Source organism: Paenibacillus rhizosphaerae, assembly GCF_014192015.1.
Classification (GTDB): Bacteria; Bacillota; Bacilli; order Paenibacillales; family Paenibacillaceae; genus Paenibacillus_AQ; species Paenibacillus_AQ rhizosphaerae.
This window is the reverse complement of the sequence record NZ_JACHXJ010000002.1, coordinates 1,033,968-1,055,401: the sequence shown is the minus strand read 5'-3', so window position 1 is coordinate 1,055,401 and position 21,434 is coordinate 1,033,968. Positions and strand designations below refer to the sequence as shown.

Sequence of the window (21,434 nt, the reverse complement as noted above, 5' to 3'; positions counted from 1 at the left end):
GGTCTGCAGTCTGCTCAGGACAAGGTGTTCTTCAGCCGCGTCGCTTTGACCAATGAATCGGCGACCGGTGGAAACAGCCGGGCAAAGCCTGACAGAATCCTTCCGGCGGCGGGCCGGCCGCTGATCGCCTGCAAGTAACGCCCTTTTCGCAAAATACCGCTGAATTCACGGTGTACGGCTTCGGTATACAGCCGCTCCCAGTCCGGCATGCTCAGCTCACCCCGCAAATAGCGGTCGGCAAAAGAGGCGCACAGAATGCCGGATCGTAAGGCGGCACTCATCCCGTCTCCGAAAAGTGGCGGAATCATAGCGCAGGCATCTCCGGCATGCGGAATCATCCGCCAAGGCTGTGGCCGGCGGGACAAATATACCGGCGCGGTCGAGATCATCGTCCCGTCGGTCGGCGTTCCTTCCGACAATCGGCGGGCAAGGATGGGATTGCCGCTTGCCGCAAAATCCAGCAGCTCCTTCATCTTCACACCCGCGCCTTTCAACCGGTCCCGCCGCAGAAGTGCTGCTACATTATAAGTTCCCGCTTCCACCGGGGCGATCCCGATATAGCCTCCCGGAACCAGATAGAGTTCCACGGCTTCCGTCCCTGTGAGCCCGGTCATATGCGTTTTTATCCCGATGTAGGCATGTCCGTCCTGCCCTGTTTCTTCATAATCGATCAAATCCGGCCGGCGGTGGCAGCCCCATGCAGCGATGACCGCCCTCGCCTCCAGCGTATCGCAAAGTCCGCCAGTCCGGGTTCCGACGATATATCCGCCGCCATCCTCACGGGCATGAATGCTTGTGACCGTTGTCGCGTCCTGTATCTCTACACCGGCCTCCCTTGCAGCCCGATGCAGGCCGGCATCCAGCGTATACCGGCTGATGCCCCAGCCTGTGCCGGGAAGCGCTGCCTCCAGCGCCTGTCCATGCCTCAGCACCAGGCGGGCCCGGTGAATCGGATTTGGCTCCATTCGCTCGACAGCCTCCGCTACACCAAGACTGGCCAGCGTCTCCCTCGCCTCCGGAGACAGAAATTCCCCGCACGGCTTATGACGGGGAAAATATTGACGGTCTATGAGCACGGTCTTCCACCCTTGGGCGGACAGCCGGATAGCTAAACTGCAGCCGGCAAGGCCAGCTCCGATCACGACCGCGTCCGGCATGGGAATCATCTCCTTTCGCTGTCTTATAGAATTGTTCAACAAGTCCACTTTTGATCTAGGTTCATCCAATTCAAGTGTTTTGAAAAAACACACATCGGAAGCATAAAATTCGGTGCTGAAACCGACCTTTTTGAACACGCACTTATACTTTTCCCGTTTTATGGACAACGGCCACATAACGAAATAACGGCTTCCAGCTGTACAACAAGTCCGCTTTCCCCTCCTGCTCCTGCAGCCGCTCCCTTAGCTTGATCCAATCGGAGGATTTGAAGCCCTTCGCAACCGACAACGGACCATCATGCCGTATATACCGGTTGCCTGAAACCAGATGTGCCACGACCCAAACGGCGGACCACGAAACCCAGTGCCGGTGAATATCGCTGATCACGACACCCAGACGGGATGCCCTCAGCATCTGCCCCACCACTTCGGGGAGCCGTACGTCGTCAAAGTGGTGGAGGAATTGAGAAGACATGACGATGTCGGCGCTGTTTTCTGGAAGGTCAAACAAATCGCAGCGTCTAACCGTAATATTCGGGACTTGCTTGTACAGGTTTCTTGCCTCCTCGCAGGCTTCTTCCGTAATATCCACCAATGTAATCCGGACATCGACCCCGTTTCGGGCAGCCCAACGCAATATGCGGCGGTTTACGTCTCCCGATCCGGCGCCAATATCCAGCACCGATACCTTGTCCGGTCTGCCGAATTGATGCCACAACTGCTTGAACCCATACAGGGATGGAGACGAAGCACCAAAGATCCGGTTCAGCCGCCGCAAATGGCGCAGCGCTTCAAGCAGCTCGTCGCCGCCCTTGCTGAAGTCGTCCATGTATTCCTCTTCCACCGCCCGCCGGTTTAAACGCTTAATGGCCGGCATACTCATAACTCGACTCCCGTTTCATGACGACTGAAGGAACATACGTAAATCGAAGGAGCTCTGCAGTCAAGCCTGGCCCAAACGCCAGGGCCACTCCGGACCGTTCGCCTTCGCCTTGTTCTCTCAAACGCTCCCTCATTCCTTTTAGTACGAAGAGCAGCGTCGCCGATGATAAATTCCCGAAGTCCCGCAGCACGTTCCGACTGAATTCAGTCTGGCTGTCGTCCAGTCCGAACAAATCCTGGACGGCATCTACGATGCCCCGGCCTCCCGGATGAATCGCCCATAATGGCGGAAGTGCCTCTCCGCCCAGCAGCCGATCCACTTCATCCTGCAGGAACGCCCGAAGCAGCTTGGGAATGTTGGGGGAGAGAAATAAATCAAAGCCGGTGTCCCCGACCTCCCAAATCATCTCGTCTGCAGAGTCCGGAAGAAGCACAGAGTGCCCTCCGCCGAGCTGGAACCCTCCCTGCTGATCGGCTTGGCCGGAGCTGACGATACATGCCGAAGCCCCGTCCCCAAAAAATGAAGCACCGAACAAGGCTTCACGGGATCCCGACGGCTGCAAATGGATGGTGCACAGTTCGACGCAAACGATGAGCACCGCTGCGGCCGGGCTCGCGGATACGATTTGCTGTGCTAACTGGATGGCTCTCAAACCAGCGGCGCAACCTTGAAAGGTGAGCGGGATCCGCTGAATCCGCGGTGACAGTTCAAGCCGGTGAATCAAAAAGGTGTCTAATCCGGGAAGAAATTGACCGGTACAGCTTACCGTCAGGATGTGGGTGATACCGGAAGACTTCATCCCCGCATCACGCAGGGCTTCTTCCGCCGCCTTCTCTGCCAAAGGAACCGATTCTCTCCGGTACACCTCCATCCGCTTTGATGTCGCAGGAGCAGCCTGCTGCTTGTCCGTGGACAGGTATGTGCACTGATCGGCAGGTTTGAGGAAATCCTCCTCACAGGTGTACCTGACCTGGACTCCGCATTGCTTGAATATTCTTTTCGCCCACCTTAGAGCGTGGGGATCTTCCCTTAACGAAGCTTCGATTTTGGCAAATACGTCATCCTGGCAAAGGCGGTGAGGCGGAAGCGCCGTACCAATGCCCTGAATCAATGCCCTGCCTTCACCATGGTCACTGATCATCGTCAAAAGATCACCTCCATTCATTCATTTACGTCGCACTTACGCACATAAGCCTTAGAACAAGTATATTCACCGTAATAACGCATATGCTCCGTTAGGACAAATACCTGCTTGCCTGCTTCATGTGGTTTAAAAACCGGATGCGTCGCCTTGTACATAAACCTCCGGCATATAGTGAGAACCCCCGCCTGCTACTGATGCTTACCCGATTCCGGTCGGCGGAAAACGTATGCAGCAAAAATACGGCATATGTAAAAAGCAGGCATGGGGCCAGTCCCCATGCCTGCTTTTTACATTTTTATTGTTAATCACTCGTATTAGAGCGCTTTGTCGTTCACGCTGTTCAACCAGCCTTCAATGACGCCGATCACCGAAGCGACGGTGCCGTCTTTAAACGGCGACTGCAGCCCGGCCAGCTCCACAAGGCCCGTAAAGGAGCGGGTTCCTCCCGCCTGGCACAGTCTCAGGTAATCCGCCCAAGCCGCTTCGCGGTCCTCGTTCATCTTCTTCCAGAACTGGAACGCGCAAATTTGCGCCAAAGTATAATCGATGTAATAGAACGGGTTCTGGAAGATATGCCCCTGTTTGTGCCAGAAGCCACCCCGTTCCAGGTATTCGTTGTCCGGGTACTGCCGGTGCGGCAAATACTTCTTCTCGATTTCGCGCCAAGCGCGTTTGCGTTCCTCCGGCGTCGCATCCGGATTCTCATACACGAAGTGCTGGAACTCGTCGACGGATACCCCATACGGAATGAAGAGAAGCGCACTGGACAGATGGTCAAAATGGTATTTCTCCGTGTCTTCCTTAAAGAAGTTTTCCATCCACGGCCAAGTGAAGAACTCCATGCTCATGGAATGGATTTCGGCCGATTCATACGTAGGCCACAGGTATTCCGGCACTTGATGATGGCGGCTGGAGTAGACCTGGAAGGCGTGGCCGGCTTCGTGCGTGAGCACGTCGATATCTCCGGAAGTGCCGTTGAAATTAGAGAAAATGAACGGCGATTCGTATTTGCTGATAAACGTGCAGTATCCGCCGCTTTGCTTGCCCTTTTTGCTGACGAGATCCATCAGCTCCCGGTCTACCATGAATTTGAAAAATTCGTCGGTTTCCGGAGACAGCTCCGCGTACATCTTCTTCCCTTGCTCCAGAATCCAGTCCGCATCCCCTTTCGGCGTCGCGTTCCCGGTCTTGAAGCTGAAATTGTCGTCATAGATCCGCAGGGAATCGACGCCGATCCGCTCGCGCTGGCGTTCCTTCAGCTTCTGGGCTACGGGTACGATGTGTTCCAGCACTTGCTTCCGGAAGTTGGCCACCATGTCGGCATCATAATCTGTACGGTTCATGCGGATGTAGGCAAGCTCCACGTAATTTTTATATCCGAGCTTTTGGGCCATCCGAGTCCGGGTCTTCACCATCTCATCGTAGATCCGGTCAAAATCCTGCTCATGCTCCGCCATGAAGGAATATCTCGCTTCCGACGCTCTCCGGCGCAAGTCGCGGTCCGGCGACAGCTCAAACGGCAGCAGCTGGGACAGCGTCCGCTCCTCGCCTTCAAACGGAATCTTCGCGGAGGCGATCAGCTGGCTGTACTCGGTGGCTAGCTTGTTATTGAGCTGCATGTCCTCAATGATATCCGGATGGAAGGACTTGAGCGCCAGCTCGGCAAGCTTGAACAGCTGCGTTCCCCACTTGGCTTCAAGTTCACTTCTAAATTTGGACTCGACCAGCGCCTTGTAATAATCGGTTATGTATTCTTGATAAACCGGACTCGCTTCATCGATGTATTCTTGTTCGGCCTTATAAAATTCATCGTTCGTATCGATGGAATGGCGAATGACGGCAATCTCTGCCATGCTATCGAATTCGCTGCGCAGCTTGTTGATATCGGACATGGCCTTGTCCTGCTCTTCAAAGGAAGCCGCCTGCTCGAACTGCTGGATCAGTTGTTTAAACCGTTGTTCAATTTCATTCACGTCTGGCCGCTTGTATTCGTACTCGCTGAACTTCATGCATCACGCATCCCTTCTTGATTGGCTTTCGTTACCATTATACTAGAGAATCAGGCTTAGACAACAGATACGTCAAAAAAAATTTAATGTTCGTGAAAGCACTTCCCGTCAGTCAAAATTCTACAATTCCCTCTACATGGAATGGCTATATTTTACAGGGGAATCGGATAGCAAGGTTCCGAGGATTACAACTTAATGACCGCCCATTTTGTTTATATCCCGGTTCTTCCCTTTTGCCAACGGTCGTGTTATATTAGTTCTTACCTAAAAAATTTAGGTAACACCTAAATAGTCGAATATACATATATTGAACATACAAAGGTGGTTAGAAAGCGATGCTCATATGGATGCTTCGCCAAGTGATGGCAGAACGCGGAATATGGACGGGAGCCGCACTGGCCCGTGTATTGAAAGACAAAGCCGGCTACGAGCTGTCTCCCCCCTCGATCAGCGCCCTGCTGAACGGCAACCCGAAGCAGATGAAAGCCGATACGATGGATGCGCTGTGCACGGCTCTCGATTGTACTCCTAGCGACTTATGGCATCACACCCCATCGAGCGTTAGAGGGGCATAGACGTTTATTGGAACTGGAGGTAACAAGCATGTCGGAAAAAGAAATTCTTCCCTTCGGAGATCCGATTCTCCGCAAAACAGCCAAACCCGTGACGGAAATCACGCCGAGAATCCACAAGCTGCTGGATGATATGGCGGACACCCTGTATGCGGAAGAAGGCAGAGCCGGCCTGGCCGCACCGCAGATCGGCATTCTCCGCAGGGTGATCGTCATGGACTGCGGGGATGGGCTCATTGAGCTGATCAATCCGGTGCTGCTGGAGCACGCCGGAGAGCAGCTCGGACCGGAAGCCTGCTTATCCTACCCCGGGTATACGGGCATCGTGAAGCGGGCGAAATACGTAAAGATCAGTACGTTAACCCGTGAAGGCAAAACGGTCGTGATGGAGGCAGAGGATTATTTGGCGCGCTGTATCCAGCATGAAATGGATCATCTCGACGGTATTTTGTACATCGATCATATCCAAAACGGCGAGCTGTTTGTCAATCGGACGGAACGCCGAGCAGATTTGATGGCCGCCTTAAAGCTGACTCAGAACGTATAAGCTTGCAGTTTTAAGCCCTTATTGATGCTCAATTGAGTCTCTTTACAAGTCTCTATATATGAAAAGGAGCTGTCCGAAGGTCATTCACGACCAGGGGACGGCTCCTTTTTATAAAGAAAAATAATGCAAAAATTGGAATTAACGGTGCGCTGTATACTGATTATCCTTACTAAAGCTGCGGATCTGTTCGATTTCTTCGTTAGTGAGCGCCGGAGCGTCTCCAGCCGCAGTATTGTGGACCAGCTGTTCCAGGGAGCTTGCCCCTGCGATGGCCGTCGCCACTACCGGATTCGCCAAGGCGTACCGGATCGCGGTCTGCCCCATACTCCGTTCCTTCTTGACAAGGCGCTGCATGTGCTCGCGGATCTGTATCAGTTCGTCAGGACTGTAATCCAGATACCCCTTTGCCACCTTCGCTCCTCCCTGCTCGGTCAACACACCGGAAGCCACCGGACCGCGGGCGATGACACTGATATGGTTATCGGCCAGTAATGGCAGCACCTCTTCCTCCGGTCGGCGGTCCAGAATGCTGTACTGGCTCATGACGCTGACGATCCCGGAACGCTTTACGTATTCTCGGATCACGTTCGGACGGATCGACGAGATGCCGTAATAGCGAATCACGCCTTCCTGCTTCAGCTCTTCAAACGCTTCGATGGTCTCGTCAATCGGGTCATCCAGGGTACCGCCATGGAGCTGGTACAGATCGATATAATCGGTTTGGAGGCGGCGAAGGCTTTCCTTTACCGCAGAGCGGATATACGCTTTGGATGGGTCCCATACCCAGCCCTCTTTACCGGGAATTCTCCGGTTTCCTACCTTCGTTGCCAGAACAACGTCCTGCCGGCGTCCGCGGATCGCCTTACCGACAATTTCTTCATTTCTGCCGCTGTCGTAGAGATCTGCAGTATCCAAAAAATTCACGCCACGCTCCAGTGCCGTGTGCACGATTCGCTCAGCATGCGCCTCGTCGGTTCCCAAGGACATGCAGCCCAGCCCGATCTCGCTGATGTTCAGTTCCGATGTTCCCAGTTGGTTCTTTTTCATTATCCTCACCTGTTCCTTCCCCTGAATTACCCGTTTAGAATCAACAAATGAATGGCGCTCAGCACGATACCGATCACGAATCCGCAAATCGCACCGTTTACCCGGATCCACTGCAGGTCGCTGCCGACCTTCTCCTCCAGCATGTTGACGAGCGTCCGATCGTCCAGCTTGTCCAGATTTTCCCGAACCAGCACGCCGATCCGGTAATAATTGGATTCCACCAGCTGAACGATCATTGCCAGAATTCCTTGTTCCCACCGGTGGGTTAACTCTTCCTTGGATTGCAATAAATCATGGCACCAGCGGAACAGACGGATCCATATACGCCCGCCGCGCTCCCGTTCGGCTTCCAGCCACTGCAGCATACGTTCACGCAAATGGTTCAGCTGGCCGGCAATCCATGCTTCCGCGTTCTCCGAGCTCAGCTTGTCATCCAGCCAGCTCTTTACGCGGCTTTCCGTTTCCGGACTGTCCGCCACTTGGGCCAAACGCTCCCGAATACCTTTGACAATCCGTTCCCGGTATGGACTTTCCGGATTCGCCACTTCAAGCAATGCCGAGAGGATCAGCTTTTTCAGAATCGCTCCCATTTTCTCCTCGTTCATAAAGCCCAGCATGGCCTGCACGGCAAATCCCTTCATTCCTCCAAGCTGAAGCTCGTCCAGTTTGGCATGTGCGAGCTTGCCGAGCATCATTTCGTTGTCCGGGTTGTTCACCCATTCTGCGGCATACAGCAGTCCGTAGTCCAATACCTTCTCGTCCAACTGATGCGCTTCCGTCTCTTTGACTGCACGGTTTAACAATTCGGTTATGTTCCGGCTATGAATGTACCGAAGCACCAGGTCCCGGATGTGTGGGGCCGCTTTCTCCAACGGCAGTTCAAGAACGGCCTGCTCCAGCGAAGACAGGAGCTTCATGCGGTTCTCTTTCCGCCGGATCAGCTTGAACAACCCGTTCGATACGGATTGGAACAGCTTCATCTGCCGAAGCCTGGACGTGATGCTTTCCTTGTTCAGAAGCTCGGTTTCCATTGCGGAAATGAGCGAATTGACGATTTTGTTGCGGTTTTTGAGCAGCAGTGACGTGTGTGGGATCGGAATCCCCATCGGATGGCGGAACAAGGCGGTGACCGCAAACCAGTCGGCAAATCCGCCGACGAGTCCGGCTTCAAAGCCTCCCAGCAGCAGCTTAACCCACGAATTTTGCGGAAGGAAAAGCATTACGAGAAAGCCCGCGCCCATAACAGCCAGGGAATACCCGGCCAAATATCTGGATTTCAATCTGCATACCCCCATATGTACGTATACCATGATGGCGTCGATTCGACTTGCTTCAATGACCGATCACGCTATCAAACTATTAACCATATTGTAGCCCTTTTGTTTCTTTTACAGCCGAAAAACCCGGACTCGCGAAAAACTCCCGGCTTCCCGGGAGTCTGCAGTCTGCACATGATTATTCCAGATGGTCCGGCTAACAGGACATCAAGAATAAGATTGCTTAGGCTCGCGGCGGAAGATCACGGACAGGATAATGGCCACGATGCCGATATTAATCGCAATATCCGCGATATTCATGATGCCTGTCATGCGGCCGAGGACGATAAAATCGGTAACCTTGCCGAACAGCACCCGGTCGATCGCATTGCCGATCGCCCCGCCGACGAGAAAGCCCGTGGCGAGTTCCATCCAGGTCCCTTTAAGCACGCCTTTGGTCCGGTAATAGATAATGACGGCCGTAACAAACACCGCAAACACGACAAATAATTTACCGTAGCCCTGGAACGAGCTGAACGCGGCTCCGGAATTTTGGTAGTACTCAAAATGAACGTACGGGTCAAGAAAAGGCCGCGATCCACCGACCACCATGGATGAGCGGACCCAGAGCTTGCTCAGTTGGTCGATCGCAATGACGATCAGCGATATGATGTAAAACAAAATAATGATGCACCTCTTTCCCTCTGTGTCCGTAGTCTCCTTTTCCCTTGATCAGCGATATCAACAAGACGGGCAAAGACGCCGATGGCGATCCTTTCAAAGGGTGACATGAACATGCCTGTACGTCCATTATGCGTCAGATCGCTCTACGTACACAAGTTTCACTCTCCTCCAGCAGCTGCTGGCTTCCACGAACCTTGCTTCAATCCCCTCCAGGGACCGCCATATCCGGGCTGAACACCAGCCGCGAATCCATTTCCCCCGGGCGTACCGGGTACAGCGTTCCGTTCAGCGCAAAGGATACCCTGCCCGTCTCCTCTGAAACGACAAGGATCAGCGCATCGCATATTTCCGACAATCCCATTGCAGCCCGGTGACGGGTTCCAAGTTTCCCTTCGCGCAGCACTTTGGAAACCGGGAGCACATTGCCTGCGGAGACGATTTGGTTCTTGTCGACCAGCACCGCTCCGTCGTGCAGCGGTCCCCCCGGATAAAAAATCGATTCCAGCAGGGTATGCGACACGTCCGCGCCGACCGGTATGCCGGAGTGCACCAGCGACGGGAGCGCATCGTTTCTTTTGACGACGATGAGCGCCCCGTGATTCCGCTCCGACAGATGCTGCAGCGCCGTGGACAATGCTACGTAGCGATCTGTATAAGGCGACAGATAGGCATTCAAATAATAGGATGCGGCCGTCATCTGCATGTCGGTAAAGACGCTGTGTATCTGCTCAAACTCGTTCAGAATGCAGCATTCCTTCTGATCGATCGTCTCCAGCATGTTCTCGATATCCGCCTTAATAGTGGACAGGCTCTTTTTCAGATGGACCTGTATCGTTTCAGACAAACCCAGCTCATCTTCATTATTCACGTCGGCTCACCTTTCCTTATGGCATAAAATATAGACTGCTCCGTCCAGCCTTCCGCTTATTCGGAGCCTTCCATCGTATCCATCGCCGCATCGAGCAGCGCATCAAACAGGTCGTCGTCCTCTTCCAGCCGCGCATCGGCCTGAAGCATTTCCTCTTCTATGCCCGATTCGCCCGCATAGTTCAGGCTGTAATCCCAATCGTTGCCTTTCTTGCTGAAGAAGGTAACCTCGTACTTGGACTTATGCCCTTCCAAAGTAAAAATGGTGTGCCCCACGTAATGCCGTTCCTCGTCCAGCTTCATCTCGGCTTCGATAATTGTAAAGTCCATGAATCCATTGCTCCTTCAAAGTGGTGTATTTGATTCTATAGTATACCATGGAGGCGGCCGTTTCCATCAAACGGCAGACCTTATGTTTTCATTATGCGGAACAATTTAGTACAATACTACTTGTGTCAGTTGATAACCAGTATCTGGAGGGATGAATCCATGACCGATTTCATCAGTCAATTAAACAAATATGCCGATCTTGCCGTACGTGTAGGCGTCAACGTCCAGAAGGGCCAAACGCTGGTCGTCAACGCATCGATCCAGTCGGCGGAATTTGTCCGCTTAATCGTGGAAAAAGCGTATGATGCGGGCGCCAAGCTCGTCAAAGTCAATTGGAGCGACGAAATCGTTACCCGTCTGCAGTATGAACGGGCCGACGATGAAGTCTTCGCGATTGCACCGAAATGGTTTGCAGGGGAAATGATCGAGCTCGTGGAAAACGGGGCTGCGGTGCTGCACGTGATTGCCGAGAATCCGGATTTGCTGAAGGGAATCAAGCAGGAACGGATCGCCATGAACCAAAAAACACGCGGCCAGGCAATGGCTCCCTACCGCGCTTACCAGCAGGCGGACAAGTTCAGCTGGTCGATCGTGGCCGTCCCTTCGCCGGAATGGGCTGCAAAGGTGTTTCCTGACGCTCCCGAAGCTGAGCAGGTACAGAAGCTGTGGGAAGCTATTTTCCATACGGTGCGCATCGATCAGGAGGACCCGGTCGGCGCCTGGAAACAGCATCTCGCCACGCTGGAGGACAAATCGAACGTCCTGAATGCCAAAAAATATAAAAAGCTCCACTATATCGCGCCGGGAACCGACCTGACCATCGAGCTTCCTGAAGGGCATATTTGGGCAGCCGGCGAGAGCATCAACGAGAAGGGACACAGCTTCGTCGCCAATATGCCGACCGAGGAAGTGTTCACCGCGCCGCTGAAGACAGGCGTAAACGGCACGGTTCGCAGCACCAAGCCGCTGAGCTACGGAGGCAACATCATCGACAACTTCTCCATTACATTTGAGAATGGCCGGATCGTAAGCGTCAGCGCCGAACAGGGACAGGAAACGCTGGAGCATCTCGTCGAAATGGACGAAGGCGCGCACTACCTGGGCGAGGTCGCACTTGTTCCGCATCAATCACCGATTTCCGAGTCGAACATTTTGTACTTCAATACGCTTTTTGACGAAAACGCCTCCAACCATCTGGCCATCGGCAGCGCCTACGCTTTCTGTCTTGAAGGCGGCAAGGACATGAGTCAGGAGCAGCTTGCTGAGCGCGGTCTGAACACAAGCGTGACCCATGTTGACTTTATGATCGGCTCGGGCGAAATGGATATTTTCGGTGTAAACGCCGACGGGGCGGAAGAGCCTGTATTTAAAAACGGAAACTGGGCATTTTAAGGACTGACTCCAATCGGTCCATTAATGCTGTAAATCCTTGTTCTGCATACGATGAAATATTGGAGCCGCAAGAGCCTTCCTGAAGCGATGACAGGAGGGCTCTTTTGTAGCCAGGTGTTTTATTTATCCAGTGGTTAATTTATAATGGGGAAGAACTGAATACATACGTGGAGGTAGAGCCTATGCTCTCTTTTGAAGACAAATTAAACAATTATGCCGAGCTTGCCGTCAAAATCGGCGCAAATGTGCAGCCCGGACAAACGCTGGTTGTGAACGCAACGATCGACGCCGCCCCGCTCGTTCGCCTGATCGTCCGCAAGGCGTACGAGATCGGTGCCAAGCTCGTCAAAGTCAACTATACCGACGAGGCGGTCACCCGGCTCCGGTACGATCTGGCACCCGCGGAATCTTTCCTTGAAGCCCCGACTTGGTACGCTGGGGAAATGACCGAGCTGGCTGAGAACGGAGCTGCTTTCCTGACCGTTCTCTCGTCCAGTCCGGACCTGCTCAAAGGAGTAGAGCCTGGAAAAATCTCCGATTATCAGCGCACCTACGGCCAGGCGATGGCGAAATACCGCCAGTATCAGCAGGCGGATAAAATGAGCTGGACGGGCGTTGCCTTCCCTTCCCCGGATTGGGCTGCGAAGGTTTTCCCGGATGCGCCGAAGGATCAGCAGGTCGACAAGCTGTGGGACGCCATCTTCCATGCGTGCCGCGCGGACCGCGAGGATCCGATCGCCGCTTGGGAAGAGCATATCGATACGCTGCAGAAAAAATCGGATGAGCTGAACGCCAAGAAGTATCAAAAGCTGCATTTTACGGCACCGGGCACGGATCTGACGATCGAGCTTCCCGAAGGTCATATTTGGGCTCAGGCGGGCAGCGTCAATGAGCAGGGAACGACATTCGTCGCCAACATTCCGACCGAAGAGGTGTTTACCGCCCCGCTTAAAACCGGCGTGAACGGAACCGTGAGCAGCACCAAACCGCTCAGCTACGGCGGCAACATCATTGACCGCTTCACACTGACATTCGAAAACGGACGTATCGTAGAATACAAAGCGGAAGAAGGCCAAGATACGCTCGCACGCCTGATCGAGATGGACGAAGGCTCCCACTACCTTGGCGAGGTGGCCCTAGTTCCGTTCCAGTCTCCGATTTCGCAAAGCAACATTCTGTATTACACGACATTGTATGATGAGAATGCTTCCTGTCACCTGGCGATCGGCAGCTCTTACGCCTTCAATCTCCAGGGTGGCAAGACGATGTCCCAGGAAGAGCTCGAATCCCATGGCATGAATCAGAGCATTACACACGTCGACTTCATGATGGGTTCTCCCGAGATGAACATTACCGGAATTACACATGAAGGCAAAGAAGAGCCGGTGTTTGTCAACGGCAACTGGGCTTAATTTTCTGGCAGCACCCTGACGGTCCCATGACCGACGGGGTGTTTTTTAGATTGTAGAATTATTAATGGTCAGCGAAGGTGTGCCATTCGATAATCGCAAGCAAACCTTCCGTGAAACGTGGTCTGTATGCCCCTTCCCACCTCACGTTCTGGTAAAAAGCCATAGATTCTATTTGACGCTCATGGATACCGGTGGTACGATTTTGTACGAATTCACCTACCATGGAGAGGAGCAGTTTGATGATATCTATAGATCTTACAGGGAAAACCGCCCTGGTCACCGGCGCCTCCGGCCAGCTTGGGCGAGTCATGGCCCGTACGCTGGCCCGTGCCGGGGCCGATGTGGCCGTCCATTACCGCGGCAATGAGCAAAAAGCACTGGAGCTGAAGCAGGAAATCGAGGCGCTGGGCCGGCGCTGCATCGCCATTCAAGCCGACATCACCGATGCCGCATCGGTGACAGCGATGAGAGACCGCCTGCTGGGTGAGTGGCAGGTGATTGACATCGTTGTCGCAAACGCTGTCATTCAATATGAATGGACCAGCGTGCTGAACCAGCCGGTCGAGGATTACCGGGGCCAGTTCGAATCCTGCGTGCTGCAGAACGTCCTTTTGGCCAAAGCCTTCATCCCGGCCATGATCGAGCGCAAGCAAGGGCGGATGATCGGCATCAACACCGAGTGCTCCATGCAGAACTTCCCAGGCCAATCCGCTTACGTTGCCGGCAAGCGCGGCATGGACGGCGTCTACCGCGTGCTCGCGAAGGAGGTCGGCGAGCATAACATCACGGTCAATCAGGTCGCTCCCGGGTGGACCATTAGCGACCGCGACCGAGAGAATAACACCGAGGTTAGCGAAGGGTATTCGAGCAGCGTTCCTCTCAAGCGCCGAGGCACCGACCAGGAGATCGCCAATGCGGTACTGTTCCTGGCTTCCGACTTGTCAAGCTTTATCACCGGGGCGTACATTCCGGTGAACGGCGGCAACGTTATGCCGGCCATTTAGATGCTACATATGATAACTTGCCAGAAAATTTTACAGGGATACGGCAATCCTACCAGGAATGCCGCATACGGCCGACCCTGTCGGAACAAGCGGCCCCGACTCCATCCATGAATCTCAATCAGACGCAGAGTCAGGCTATATCAGCAATAAAAGGACAGCGAGATGCTGTCCTTTTGCTTGTTAAGCCATAACATTTGGCAAGTTCACTGGCTGTTCTTCAGCTGTTCTTCCATATGACATTACTACAGCCTGTCGTACGCCCGCAGCGTGATCAGCCGGTTGACCGAGATCAGCCCCCGCCATTCCGCTCCATTGCCCGGACTGATGGACGGGAAAGACACCTTCCATCCGCCATCCGCCTCCTGCTGTTCTTCCAAGTCATCCAGATGGCGCTCGATATCCGCCGGGGAGATCAGCTCCGCGGCGTAGCTGGCCGGAACCGGCGCCCAGTCCAGCACCTTGTGGACATAGCCTTCCGCGCGGGGGTCAAGCTCGATGACGCCCGGCTGCCGGAGCCAGCGATTCAGCTCCTCCTGCATCGCTGAGGCCCTTCTTCGATCGGGAGCGTATTGCAAAAAGGTGATGCATTGGTGCAGGTCGTGATAATCCGTCTGATCGGCCTGGGGAATCCGGCTCCAGGCAAATTCCGCGCTTCGCGTGAACCATTCTTCTTCCTTGAAATCGTTCACGGCCGTCTGCTTGTAGAGCAAACCGAGAATATTTCCGGTTGGATTCAACGATGCCTGCTGGTCGTCCTCCGTGATCCACCAAGGGGCATGCGGGGCGTCATTGACGGACAGAAGCGCCCGGGGGAAGCCGCCTGTGGCCGGGACGGTGACCGATTTAAGATATGACGCGATCCCCGCGATGATATCCGCATCAAACCGGTTCGCCTCGTCCATGATCCAGAGCGCCTGCTCTACCGCCACAGGCTGGCTTGCAGATGTACGCATATCAGGCTCCAGGGCGTTCCCGAACCCGCCGTCAGGGTTCTGATAGGCCTTAAGCGCAGCAATAACCGCATCCGCGGTTCCTCCATCGAATCTCATTTCATAACGCCGCCGGTCCAGCAGCCGCGCGTTGGCAAGCACGAACGCTCTGGCTTTTTCCATGCGGTCTGCTCTTCCTTCCTTTGCTTCCATCAACATACTCCTCCTTTAATTCGGATTACCGGATGCCAAACCATTTCTGCAAAAACGCGGCTGCTTCCGGCGTGCATGCTTCTTCCATGTTCAACTTCAGTTCAGACTTCGCCTGCTCCCTCGTTCCCCGGTATCGCTCGATATCATACAGAAGCATCCAATCCTCAGTCGTCTGGTAGGAAGTGCTGCTCCAGCCGTTTTTCTCTCCGAGCAGATTCCGCTTCTCCTTGACACCGGAAATGACGATGGCGAGCTGCCCCTGAAGCTCCGCCAGCGCTTGGTCGAACTCCTTTTTCCGGTCCGGCGATTTCATGCCTGCACGGGCCCGCAGCTCACGTGTCTCGATCCCTTCATCGTCCCGAATCAGCTGGTACAGCTCCCATGCCGGCTTGGAGAGCAAGCCGTCCCGGTAACGCTTATCGGGATCCCCTTCATTACCAAGCAGCCGCTGAACCAACGGAAACCAATCCGCCGATATCAGCACCGCCTTCTTTTTGATGAACTTGCCGTAAGCCGCCGTCCCGTCGCCGGGAAACCGGGCGCGCCACAGCCAGGGATCCCGTTCGGTTCCCGTATGCCAATGCTCCTTGGGCGTGACCCCGTCCAGAGACGGATGTCCCGGAATTAAGCCGGCCAGCGGCAGGATGCCGACACGGGCGATCAAATCACAAGCGTCCTCATACCATTCGATGGATAACGGTTTTTCTTCATATTCCTTGAGCACTTGATCATCTCCTCCAACATCTTATGTATGGTCTGATTCATAGGCGGCCAGCAGGCGCGCAGCCTTGGTGCAAACCTCCCGGCGAAGAGCCTCGGGCTCAAGCACCTCCGCCTCCGTGCCGAGCGAGTAAAAGAGCTGCACCGCCCAGTGCCACTCCGACACCGGCAGATGAAAATCCGCCAGCCACTCTTCGTTTCCGATGGCTCTGATCCTCTCGCCGACATGCTCGTCCCGCTCGACCTGAAGCATACCGCGGTAGGTCAGCTTCGCCCGGATATGAACCGTTTGGGGATCCGACTTTCCTTGATGACGGCCGCCATCGCTTACACCAGCTTCAGGCGGGTCTTCCGGACGAAGCTCCGACATCCGGTCGATCCGGAAGATCCGCTGCTCCCCATGGGCTTGCGAGTAGGCATCGCAGTACCAAAACCCGTTGGCGGCGTAAATCCTCAGCGGATGGATCAGCAGTCTGCGCCGGTGGTTCATCGATTGGTAGAACACCGATACCCACTGATTGCGGGAGGCATAATCCAGCAGTTCGTTCAAGTGCGGCACGGTATATTTACGCTTGGGCACCTCTACTTCCAGGCGATCCAGCATTGGATGGACCGTCTCCGCGGTTTCCCGGGGCAGGATGGCCTTGATCTTGTCCAGCACGGTCCACCGTTCCGAGTTGAACGGCGTGTCTGCGTAACGGGTCAGCCCTTCCAGCGCGAACAGCAGGCAGAGGGCTTCGCGGGAATTGAGCTGCAGTGGCGGCAGCTGATATCCCTCCATCAGATAATAGCCGCCTTGGGGGCCGCTCACCGCGGCAAGCGGGATGCCCATTTCAGAGAGCGCCTGCATATCCCGCAAAATGGTCCTGCGCGACACTTCAAGCTTGGCGGCGAGCCCTGCGGCTGTCTGATTGCCCTGCTGAAGCGCGATGAGTATCGCCATCAGGCGGTCCATACGGTTCATGTTTTTCACCTCTTCACGCTGCAGAATCATTGTATCAGCCTATCGGTGACAACTTGGATGTCACCAATGTTTGGCCGATTTTCTTTTTTAACATGATGCAGAAGTTGTCGAATGACGCGGTTTAGGGCGCTGGCGGGACTTTCCCTTCCGCCCCGGCTCAGTTATAATGCATTGGGAAGAGCCATACAATAGCATAAACGCGAGTCAAACGACTGGACAGGATATGAAGAACCGCTGTGACCGACGCGGAGGCTTCATCAGAACACGGAAGCAAGGAGGAGAAAACCCGTCATGTCCAACTTTTTCAACAAAATCAAGCAGGGCGTTTCGGATGCCGGCAAGAAGGCACAGAACACGGTCGAGTCCACGACCCTGAAGTTCCAGGCAGCGGCGAAGGAAAAGGAAATCGAAAAAAATTATACGGAAATCGGACGTATCGTTCACCAGTCCATGGAGAAACCGGAAAGCACGATCCCCAGCGGGGAGATTCAGAAATACCGGGAAGCGATTTTTGCCCTGGAAAAAGAGGTGGAAGAGCTCCAGCGGAAAATCCAGCACCTGCAAAACCTGAAGGAATGCGGATGCGGCAAAATGCTTCCCGCGGATGCGACCTACTGCCCGTTCTGCGGCCAGCAGTTCCATACGGTGGTCGTTCATCCGGCAGCCGGCGCAAGCTCGATTCCCAAAAGCGCCTACTGCACCAAATGCGGAGAGCCGGCCTCATTTACGGATCATTTCTGCCGCAGCTGCGGCCATAAGCTTCTGCACGAAGAATCATAAATGCGTAAACCAGAGAACGCCGTATCCCACACTGCAGCAGGGACACGGCGTTTGGTCGTTCATTTCAGGCGCGGGGCAGGAAGCCCCGGCCGCGCTGCTTAGCTTCTTGTCAGCGCATACAGAAAGCTTGTCTCTTCCCACTTCTCGCCCGGGTTCAAGCCGAACAATCCCATCTCCTCCGCGGGAATGTTCTTAATATTCGGAGCGTTGACGAGATTGATCTGAGGCTCAGGGCAGAAAAATTTGCCGCCGGCGAACTGGTTCCAAACCATCCAGTGCTTATAGCTGGTACCTACATCATAAATCAGAACGTCCCCGGTGCGTGTATCCGTGAGTTCCATCCGGTTGCGTCCGTCTTGCGGCACAGCTGTATAATGGAAGTCCATTTCGGTGAAGTAAGGGTACACGCCTTCCCCTTTGAGCTGTTCCTCTTCCGGAGACAGCGGCTGGAAGGCACCCGTCGGCAGCATCCGGTCATCCAGCTCGCGGCGCTCACCGACCGTAATTTTAACCCGGTAATCCTTGGCTTCGCTTCCCGGTACAAACGGGGCATTGACCGCCGTATGGAACGCCAGCAGCACAGGCATTTTTTCTTTGCCGTCATTGGTGATCGTGACCTGCTGCCGCAGCCCTTCCCGGTTCAGGGAGTACCGCAGCGTAATCGTGAAATCGAAGGGCAGGTACTTTTTATATAAATGCCCTTCCCCGACATGCTGGGACACGACGACTGCGCTTTCATAATCGTCGCTGGTTATGTAATCCACGGTCCATGGGATCGTATGAATGTATCCATGCAGTTGGTTGCCCGTGGCTTCTTCATTAATCGGAAACTGGTAGACTTTGCCTTCCCATTCGAATCTGCCGCCGTCGTAGCGGTTGGGCGGAAACAGTACCGGAATGCCATAAACACCCGGATTCGCCTTAAAGTCTTCCATTTCACCGGCTTCCGGTTCCCGCAAATACTTGAAGTTTTGCTCCGTGTCCCGGAACAAAATCAGATTGGCGCCGATCTCAGGCAGCACCGCCGCCTCGTATTTTCCATGCTTCAGCCAGACGGCCTTTTCCCCTTGAAACTCGCCTTCAAATGCCGCAAATTGTGTCAACTTGTTCTCCTCCTGTTCATAATTAAAAGGAATGTTCTTCTAATATACCATTTGTGGCATTATACGAGAAGCACATCGATCCGGCTGGCCCCATGAATCATTCGTTTGAGCATTATCCGGCGGGCAAATCTATTGACCCCCCCTCCTTCTGGGCGTCCTAGGATCAACTGCGTGGCATGGATTTGTTCAGCCTGTCCCAGCACTTTGGCCGGCAGTCCTTTCCACCCGTCCGTTTCAAGAATGCCGAAATGCCCCTGCAGGCTTTCGGTCAGCCCCTGCCATCGCCCCAGGTCGCAATCCTGGCCTTCCATGCGGACGCAAGTCACGTGAAGCGCTGCCTTGAGCCGGTAGGCGATCCGAAATCCGCGCCGTATGAGGCGCTCGGCAGAGGTTCCGGGGAGGATGCACACAAAGATGACTTCCTCCTTTCTCCATGGTCCGCGAAGGGACATATTCCGCTGCCAGGACTCCAGCCGCTCGTCCACATCGTCGGCCAGTTCCCGGAGGGCTAACTCCCTCAGCGCGATCAGGTTCCCTGTGCGGAAAAAGGAACCCAGCGCCTGATCGACCTTGTCCGCTGCATAAATTTTCCCATCCCTCATCCGCTCCTGCAGTGATTGCGGTGTAACGTCAATCAGCTCCACCTCATCGGCCATCGACAGCAGCGTGTCCGGAACCGTCTCGGAGACCCGGATGCCGGCGATGCGCTCGACGGCATCGTTGAGGCTCTCCAGATGCTGAACATTCAAGGTTGTTATTACCGAAATCCCATTCTCCAGCAGCAGCAAAGTATCTTCATACCGTTTGCGAAAACGGCTGCCTGGCATGTTGGTGTGAGGCAGCTCATCGACGAGCACGAGCTCCGGACTTCTTGCCAGCAGCGCCTCTGTATCCATTTCCCGCAGCGTAGTCCCTTTATAGGAAACCTCCTTCGGTAGGATAACAGGCAAACTGCCGACCTGCGCCGCCGTCTCCGCGCGGCCATGCGTCTCAAGCCACCCGATAACCACATCCGTTCCCTTGGCCAATATGTCATTCCCCTCGCGAAGCATGGTGTACGTTTTGCCCACGCCGGGTGCCGCGCCGATATAAATTTTAAACCGGCCGCGCTGGATTCGCCTCACCTTCTCATTCAATTCCTCTCCGCTGAGGCGGTGATAGCCTTCGACCTTCTTGTTCAGTTTAAGTCGGGCAGGCAGAATCCGCGGTTCCCCTTGCGCCGTACGGTCGGCCACCCAGAATACATCAATGCCATGCGCATGCTTCAAAATCCCGTTCGTCACCGAGCCCTGCCACAGCTCCTGCCAGCGGCTTTTTCGGGAATGCCCCAGCACGATCCGGGTCACCTTTTGATCAAAGGCATACCGGATCAGCGACTTGGCAAACCGTCTTGGAGACGACAATGGCAGCTCTTCCAGCTTGGCATCCGTTTTGTCCGCCATTTTGTGCAAGGAACGCTTAAATGCTTCTTCCTCGCGCGACAGTGACGGCTTGGGCCGCGTAAAAACAACGACAAGCAGTTCGCCGTTCAGACGCTTCGCAATTTGCTGCCCGCGCCGTACATAAATGGAGCCGTTCCAATGGTATTGCGCAGCCACCAGGATACGCTCCGAAGCACCGGATGGACCGCTGATCCCCTCATGCTCGCGGAACTTCTCCAGCGATTGGTTCACATCTTCGGCCATCAAGCGCAGCGCAAGCTCCCGAAGGAGGGCCAAATCCTTGCGGGTAAAGGACGCCCCGTCCCGGCGGCTCCGCAGATGGCCTTCGTTTAACCGGGAGATGAGCGTTTCCGGAGAAACGTCGATCAGCCGAACCTCGTCGGCCATACCCAGAGTCGTTAGCGGAACGGTTTCCCTGACCTCTACCCCGGTCCATTTGCGGGCAAGTTCATGAATGCCTTCAATTTCATACACATTAACGGTCGTGATGACGCTGATGCCGTTATTCAGCAGAAACTGGATATCTTCCAGCCGGGTTCGATGCTCGGCGTGCTTGCGGTTTCGGTGAGCCAATCCATCTACAAGAACAACTTCGGGGTTTCGGCTTACAATGCCCGGCAGATTCAAATCCTTGTATTCCGTCTCTCCTTCATGCCAGTGGATGCTCGGCACCCTTTCCAGGTCTGCGAGCTGCTTCTTCGTTTCCGCACGCTGCAGCGTGGATACCGCGCATATGACGACGTCAATCCCCTGGGATTTCAGGGTCTGACCCTCACGGAGCATGTGATAGGTTTTCCCGGAACCGGTGACCGCCCCGATGATGATTTTGAGCCGCCCCCGCCGCAGTCTATGGATTTCTTCGAGAATTTCTTCAGGCGATTTGCGTCTGTAATCCCCCATGGCCCCTGCCCCTTCCGCACATTGTTGATATGTGCTGAATCTTACCTGTTCGCAGCCTTATTTGTAAAATCGTTCACCG

General features: G+C 54.6%; 20 protein-coding genes. 6 read left to right on the top strand and 14 right to left on the bottom strand.

Translation table 11 applies throughout. The features are described from left to right. Positions 1-14: 14 nt before the first annotated feature. The 4 genes from FHS19_RS13440 to FHS19_RS13425 all read right to left on the bottom strand — a co-directional run bounded on the left by FHS19_RS13440 (position 15) and on the right by FHS19_RS13425 (position 5,193). The gene (locus FHS19_RS13440) at positions 15-1,157 is read right to left on the bottom strand and encodes an NAD(P)/FAD-dependent oxidoreductase (protein ID WP_246426561.1); all 1,143 of its coding nucleotides are present in this window, start codon (positions 1,155-1,157) and stop codon (positions 15-17) included. Between the two features lie 142 nt (positions 1,158-1,299). Next, a complete protein-coding gene (locus FHS19_RS13435) occupies positions 1,300-2,034 on the bottom strand; it encodes an SAM-dependent methyltransferase (protein ID WP_183582950.1) in 735 nt (244 codons plus the stop codon). Then, complete coding sequence (locus FHS19_RS13430) at positions 2,021-3,181, bottom strand: type III polyketide synthase (RefSeq protein ID WP_183582949.1); 1,161 nt, start codon at positions 3,179-3,181, stop codon at positions 2,021-2,023. The genes FHS19_RS13435 and FHS19_RS13430 overlap by 14 nt, the downstream gene beginning before the upstream one ends. A gap of 317 nt (positions 3,182-3,498) precedes the next feature. Next, complete coding sequence (locus FHS19_RS13425; RefSeq protein WP_183582296.1) at positions 3,499-5,193, bottom strand: M3 family oligoendopeptidase; 1,695 nt, start codon at positions 5,191-5,193, stop codon at positions 3,499-3,501. Positions 5,194-5,528: 335 nt separating this feature from the next. Between FHS19_RS13425 and FHS19_RS13420 the strand changes: the two genes are divergently transcribed. After that, positions 5,529-5,768: a helix-turn-helix domain-containing protein gene (locus tag FHS19_RS13420; RefSeq protein ID WP_183582295.1), complete on the top strand. Its 240-nt coding sequence runs from the start codon at positions 5,529-5,531 to the stop codon at positions 5,766-5,768. Between the two features lie 28 nt (positions 5,769-5,796). Further along, positions 5,797-6,312 (top strand): peptide deformylase, encoded by a 516-nt coding sequence (def, locus tag FHS19_RS13415; RefSeq protein WP_183582294.1) that lies wholly within the window; start codon positions 5,797-5,799, stop codon positions 6,310-6,312. 138 nt (positions 6,313-6,450) lie between these two features. Here the strand turns inward: def and FHS19_RS13410 are convergent, their stop codons facing one another. The 5 genes from FHS19_RS13410 to FHS19_RS13390 form a co-directional block, all read right to left on the bottom strand. Next, entirely contained in the window at positions 6,451-7,359 is a 909-nt protein-coding gene (locus FHS19_RS13410) for an aldo/keto reductase (protein WP_183582293.1), read from the bottom strand. 26 nt (positions 7,360-7,385) lie between these two features. Next, positions 7,386-8,639 (bottom strand): DUF445 domain-containing protein, encoded by a 1,254-nt coding sequence (locus FHS19_RS13405; protein WP_183582292.1) that lies wholly within the window; start codon positions 8,637-8,639, stop codon positions 7,386-7,388. Between the two features lie 204 nt (positions 8,640-8,843). Beyond that, a complete protein-coding gene (gene lspA / locus FHS19_RS13400) occupies positions 8,844-9,296 on the bottom strand; it encodes a signal peptidase II (protein WP_221223914.1) in 453 nt (150 codons plus the stop codon). A 202-nt stretch (positions 9,297-9,498) separates the two neighbouring features. Further along, positions 9,499-10,167, bottom strand: coding sequence for a sporulation-specific diadenylate cyclase CdaS (cdaS, locus tag FHS19_RS13395; RefSeq protein WP_183582291.1), 669 nt, complete (start codon positions 10,165-10,167; stop codon positions 9,499-9,501). A 56-nt stretch (positions 10,168-10,223) separates the two neighbouring features. Continuing rightward, positions 10,224-10,496: a hypothetical protein gene (locus FHS19_RS13390; protein ID WP_183582290.1), complete on the bottom strand. Its 273-nt coding sequence runs from the start codon at positions 10,494-10,496 to the stop codon at positions 10,224-10,226. A 159-nt stretch (positions 10,497-10,655) separates the two neighbouring features. Between FHS19_RS13390 and FHS19_RS13385 the strand changes: the two genes are divergently transcribed. From FHS19_RS13385 to FHS19_RS13375, 3 genes are all read left to right on the top strand, one after another. Next, complete coding sequence (locus FHS19_RS13385) at positions 10,656-11,888, top strand: aminopeptidase (protein WP_183582289.1); 1,233 nt, start codon at positions 10,656-10,658, stop codon at positions 11,886-11,888. Between the two features lie 182 nt (positions 11,889-12,070). Beyond that, entirely contained in the window at positions 12,071-13,300 is a 1,230-nt protein-coding gene (locus tag FHS19_RS13380; RefSeq protein WP_183582288.1) for an aminopeptidase, read from the top strand. A 239-nt stretch (positions 13,301-13,539) separates the two neighbouring features. Beyond that, positions 13,540-14,304 carry an SDR family NAD(P)-dependent oxidoreductase gene (locus tag FHS19_RS13375; RefSeq protein ID WP_221223913.1) on the top strand — a complete coding sequence of 255 codons (765 nt, stop codon included), beginning with the start codon at positions 13,540-13,542 and terminating at the stop codon, positions 14,302-14,304. Positions 14,305-14,546: 242 nt separating this feature from the next. Here FHS19_RS13375 and FHS19_RS13370 read toward each other — a convergent pair whose 3' ends face one another. The 3 genes from FHS19_RS13370 to FHS19_RS13360 are packed head-to-tail and all read right to left on the bottom strand — an operon-like array spanning position 14,547 to position 17,130. Continuing rightward, the gene (locus FHS19_RS13370) at positions 14,547-15,446 is read right to left on the bottom strand and encodes a hypothetical protein (protein ID WP_183582287.1); all 900 of its coding nucleotides are present in this window, start codon (positions 15,444-15,446) and stop codon (positions 14,547-14,549) included. 25 nt (positions 15,447-15,471) lie between these two features. Beyond that, positions 15,472-16,170: an AlkZ-related protein gene (locus FHS19_RS13365; RefSeq protein ID WP_183582286.1), complete on the bottom strand. Its 699-nt coding sequence runs from the start codon at positions 16,168-16,170 to the stop codon at positions 15,472-15,474. 21 nt (positions 16,171-16,191) lie between these two features. Then, on the bottom strand, positions 16,192-17,130 hold the full coding sequence (locus FHS19_RS13360) for a helix-turn-helix transcriptional regulator (protein WP_183582285.1): 939 nt from the start codon (positions 17,128-17,130) through the stop codon (positions 16,192-16,194). Positions 17,131-17,421: 291 nt separating this feature from the next. Here FHS19_RS13360 and FHS19_RS13355 point away from each other — a divergent pair, with 291 nt between their 5' ends. Further along, positions 17,422-17,910, top strand: coding sequence for a zinc ribbon domain-containing protein (locus FHS19_RS13355; RefSeq protein ID WP_183582284.1), 489 nt, complete (start codon positions 17,422-17,424; stop codon positions 17,908-17,910). Between the two features lie 98 nt (positions 17,911-18,008). Here the strand turns inward: FHS19_RS13355 and FHS19_RS13350 are convergent, their stop codons facing one another. Both FHS19_RS13350 and FHS19_RS13345 read right to left on the bottom strand, forming a co-directional pair. Continuing rightward, positions 18,009-19,013 carry an aldose 1-epimerase gene (locus tag FHS19_RS13350; protein WP_183582283.1) on the bottom strand — a complete coding sequence of 335 codons (1,005 nt, stop codon included), beginning with the start codon at positions 19,011-19,013 and terminating at the stop codon, positions 18,009-18,011. A 59-nt stretch (positions 19,014-19,072) separates the two neighbouring features. Continuing rightward, positions 19,073-21,355, bottom strand: coding sequence for a histidine kinase (locus tag FHS19_RS13345; protein WP_183582282.1), 2,283 nt, complete (start codon positions 21,353-21,355; stop codon positions 19,073-19,075). Positions 21,356-21,434: the final 79 nt, after the last annotated feature.

Bases quoted from the DNA above. Each gene is read 5' to 3' on its own strand.
- FHS19_RS13440 (WP_246426561.1), bottom strand. From the start codon at position 1,157: ATGCCGGACGCGGTCGTGATCGGAGCTGGCCTTGCCGGCTGCAGTTTA.
- FHS19_RS13435 (WP_183582950.1), bottom strand. From the start codon at position 2,034: ATGCCGGCCATTAAGCGTTTAAACCGGCGGGCGGTGGAAGAGGAATAC.
- FHS19_RS13430 (WP_183582949.1), bottom strand. From the start codon at position 3,181: ATGATCAGTGACCATGGTGAAGGCAGGGCATTGATTCAGGGCATTGGT.
- FHS19_RS13425 (WP_183582296.1), bottom strand. From the start codon at position 5,193: ATGAAGTTCAGCGAGTACGAATACAAGCGGCCAGACGTGAATGAAATT.
- FHS19_RS13420 (WP_183582295.1), top strand. From the start codon at position 5,529: ATGCTCATATGGATGCTTCGCCAAGTGATGGCAGAACGCGGAATATGG.
- def (WP_183582294.1), top strand. From the start codon at position 5,797: ATGTCGGAAAAAGAAATTCTTCCCTTCGGAGATCCGATTCTCCGCAAA.
- FHS19_RS13410 (WP_183582293.1), bottom strand. From the start codon at position 7,359: ATGAAAAAGAACCAACTGGGAACATCGGAACTGAACATCAGCGAGATC.
- FHS19_RS13390 (WP_183582290.1), bottom strand. From the start codon at position 10,496: ATGGACTTTACAATTATCGAAGCCGAGATGAAGCTGGACGAGGAACGG.
- FHS19_RS13385 (WP_183582289.1), top strand. From the start codon at position 10,656: ATGACCGATTTCATCAGTCAATTAAACAAATATGCCGATCTTGCCGTA.
- FHS19_RS13380 (WP_183582288.1), top strand. From the start codon at position 12,071: ATGCTCTCTTTTGAAGACAAATTAAACAATTATGCCGAGCTTGCCGTC.
- FHS19_RS13375 (WP_221223913.1), top strand. From the start codon at position 13,540: ATGATATCTATAGATCTTACAGGGAAAACCGCCCTGGTCACCGGCGCC.
- FHS19_RS13370 (WP_183582287.1), bottom strand. From the start codon at position 15,446: ATGGAAGCAAAGGAAGGAAGAGCAGACCGCATGGAAAAAGCCAGAGCG.
- FHS19_RS13360 (WP_183582285.1), bottom strand. From the start codon at position 17,130: ATGAACCGTATGGACCGCCTGATGGCGATACTCATCGCGCTTCAGCAG.
- FHS19_RS13355 (WP_183582284.1), top strand. From the start codon at position 17,422: ATGTCCAACTTTTTCAACAAAATCAAGCAGGGCGTTTCGGATGCCGGC.
- FHS19_RS13345 (WP_183582282.1), bottom strand. From the start codon at position 21,355: ATGGGGGATTACAGACGCAAATCGCCTGAAGAAATTCTCGAAGAAATC.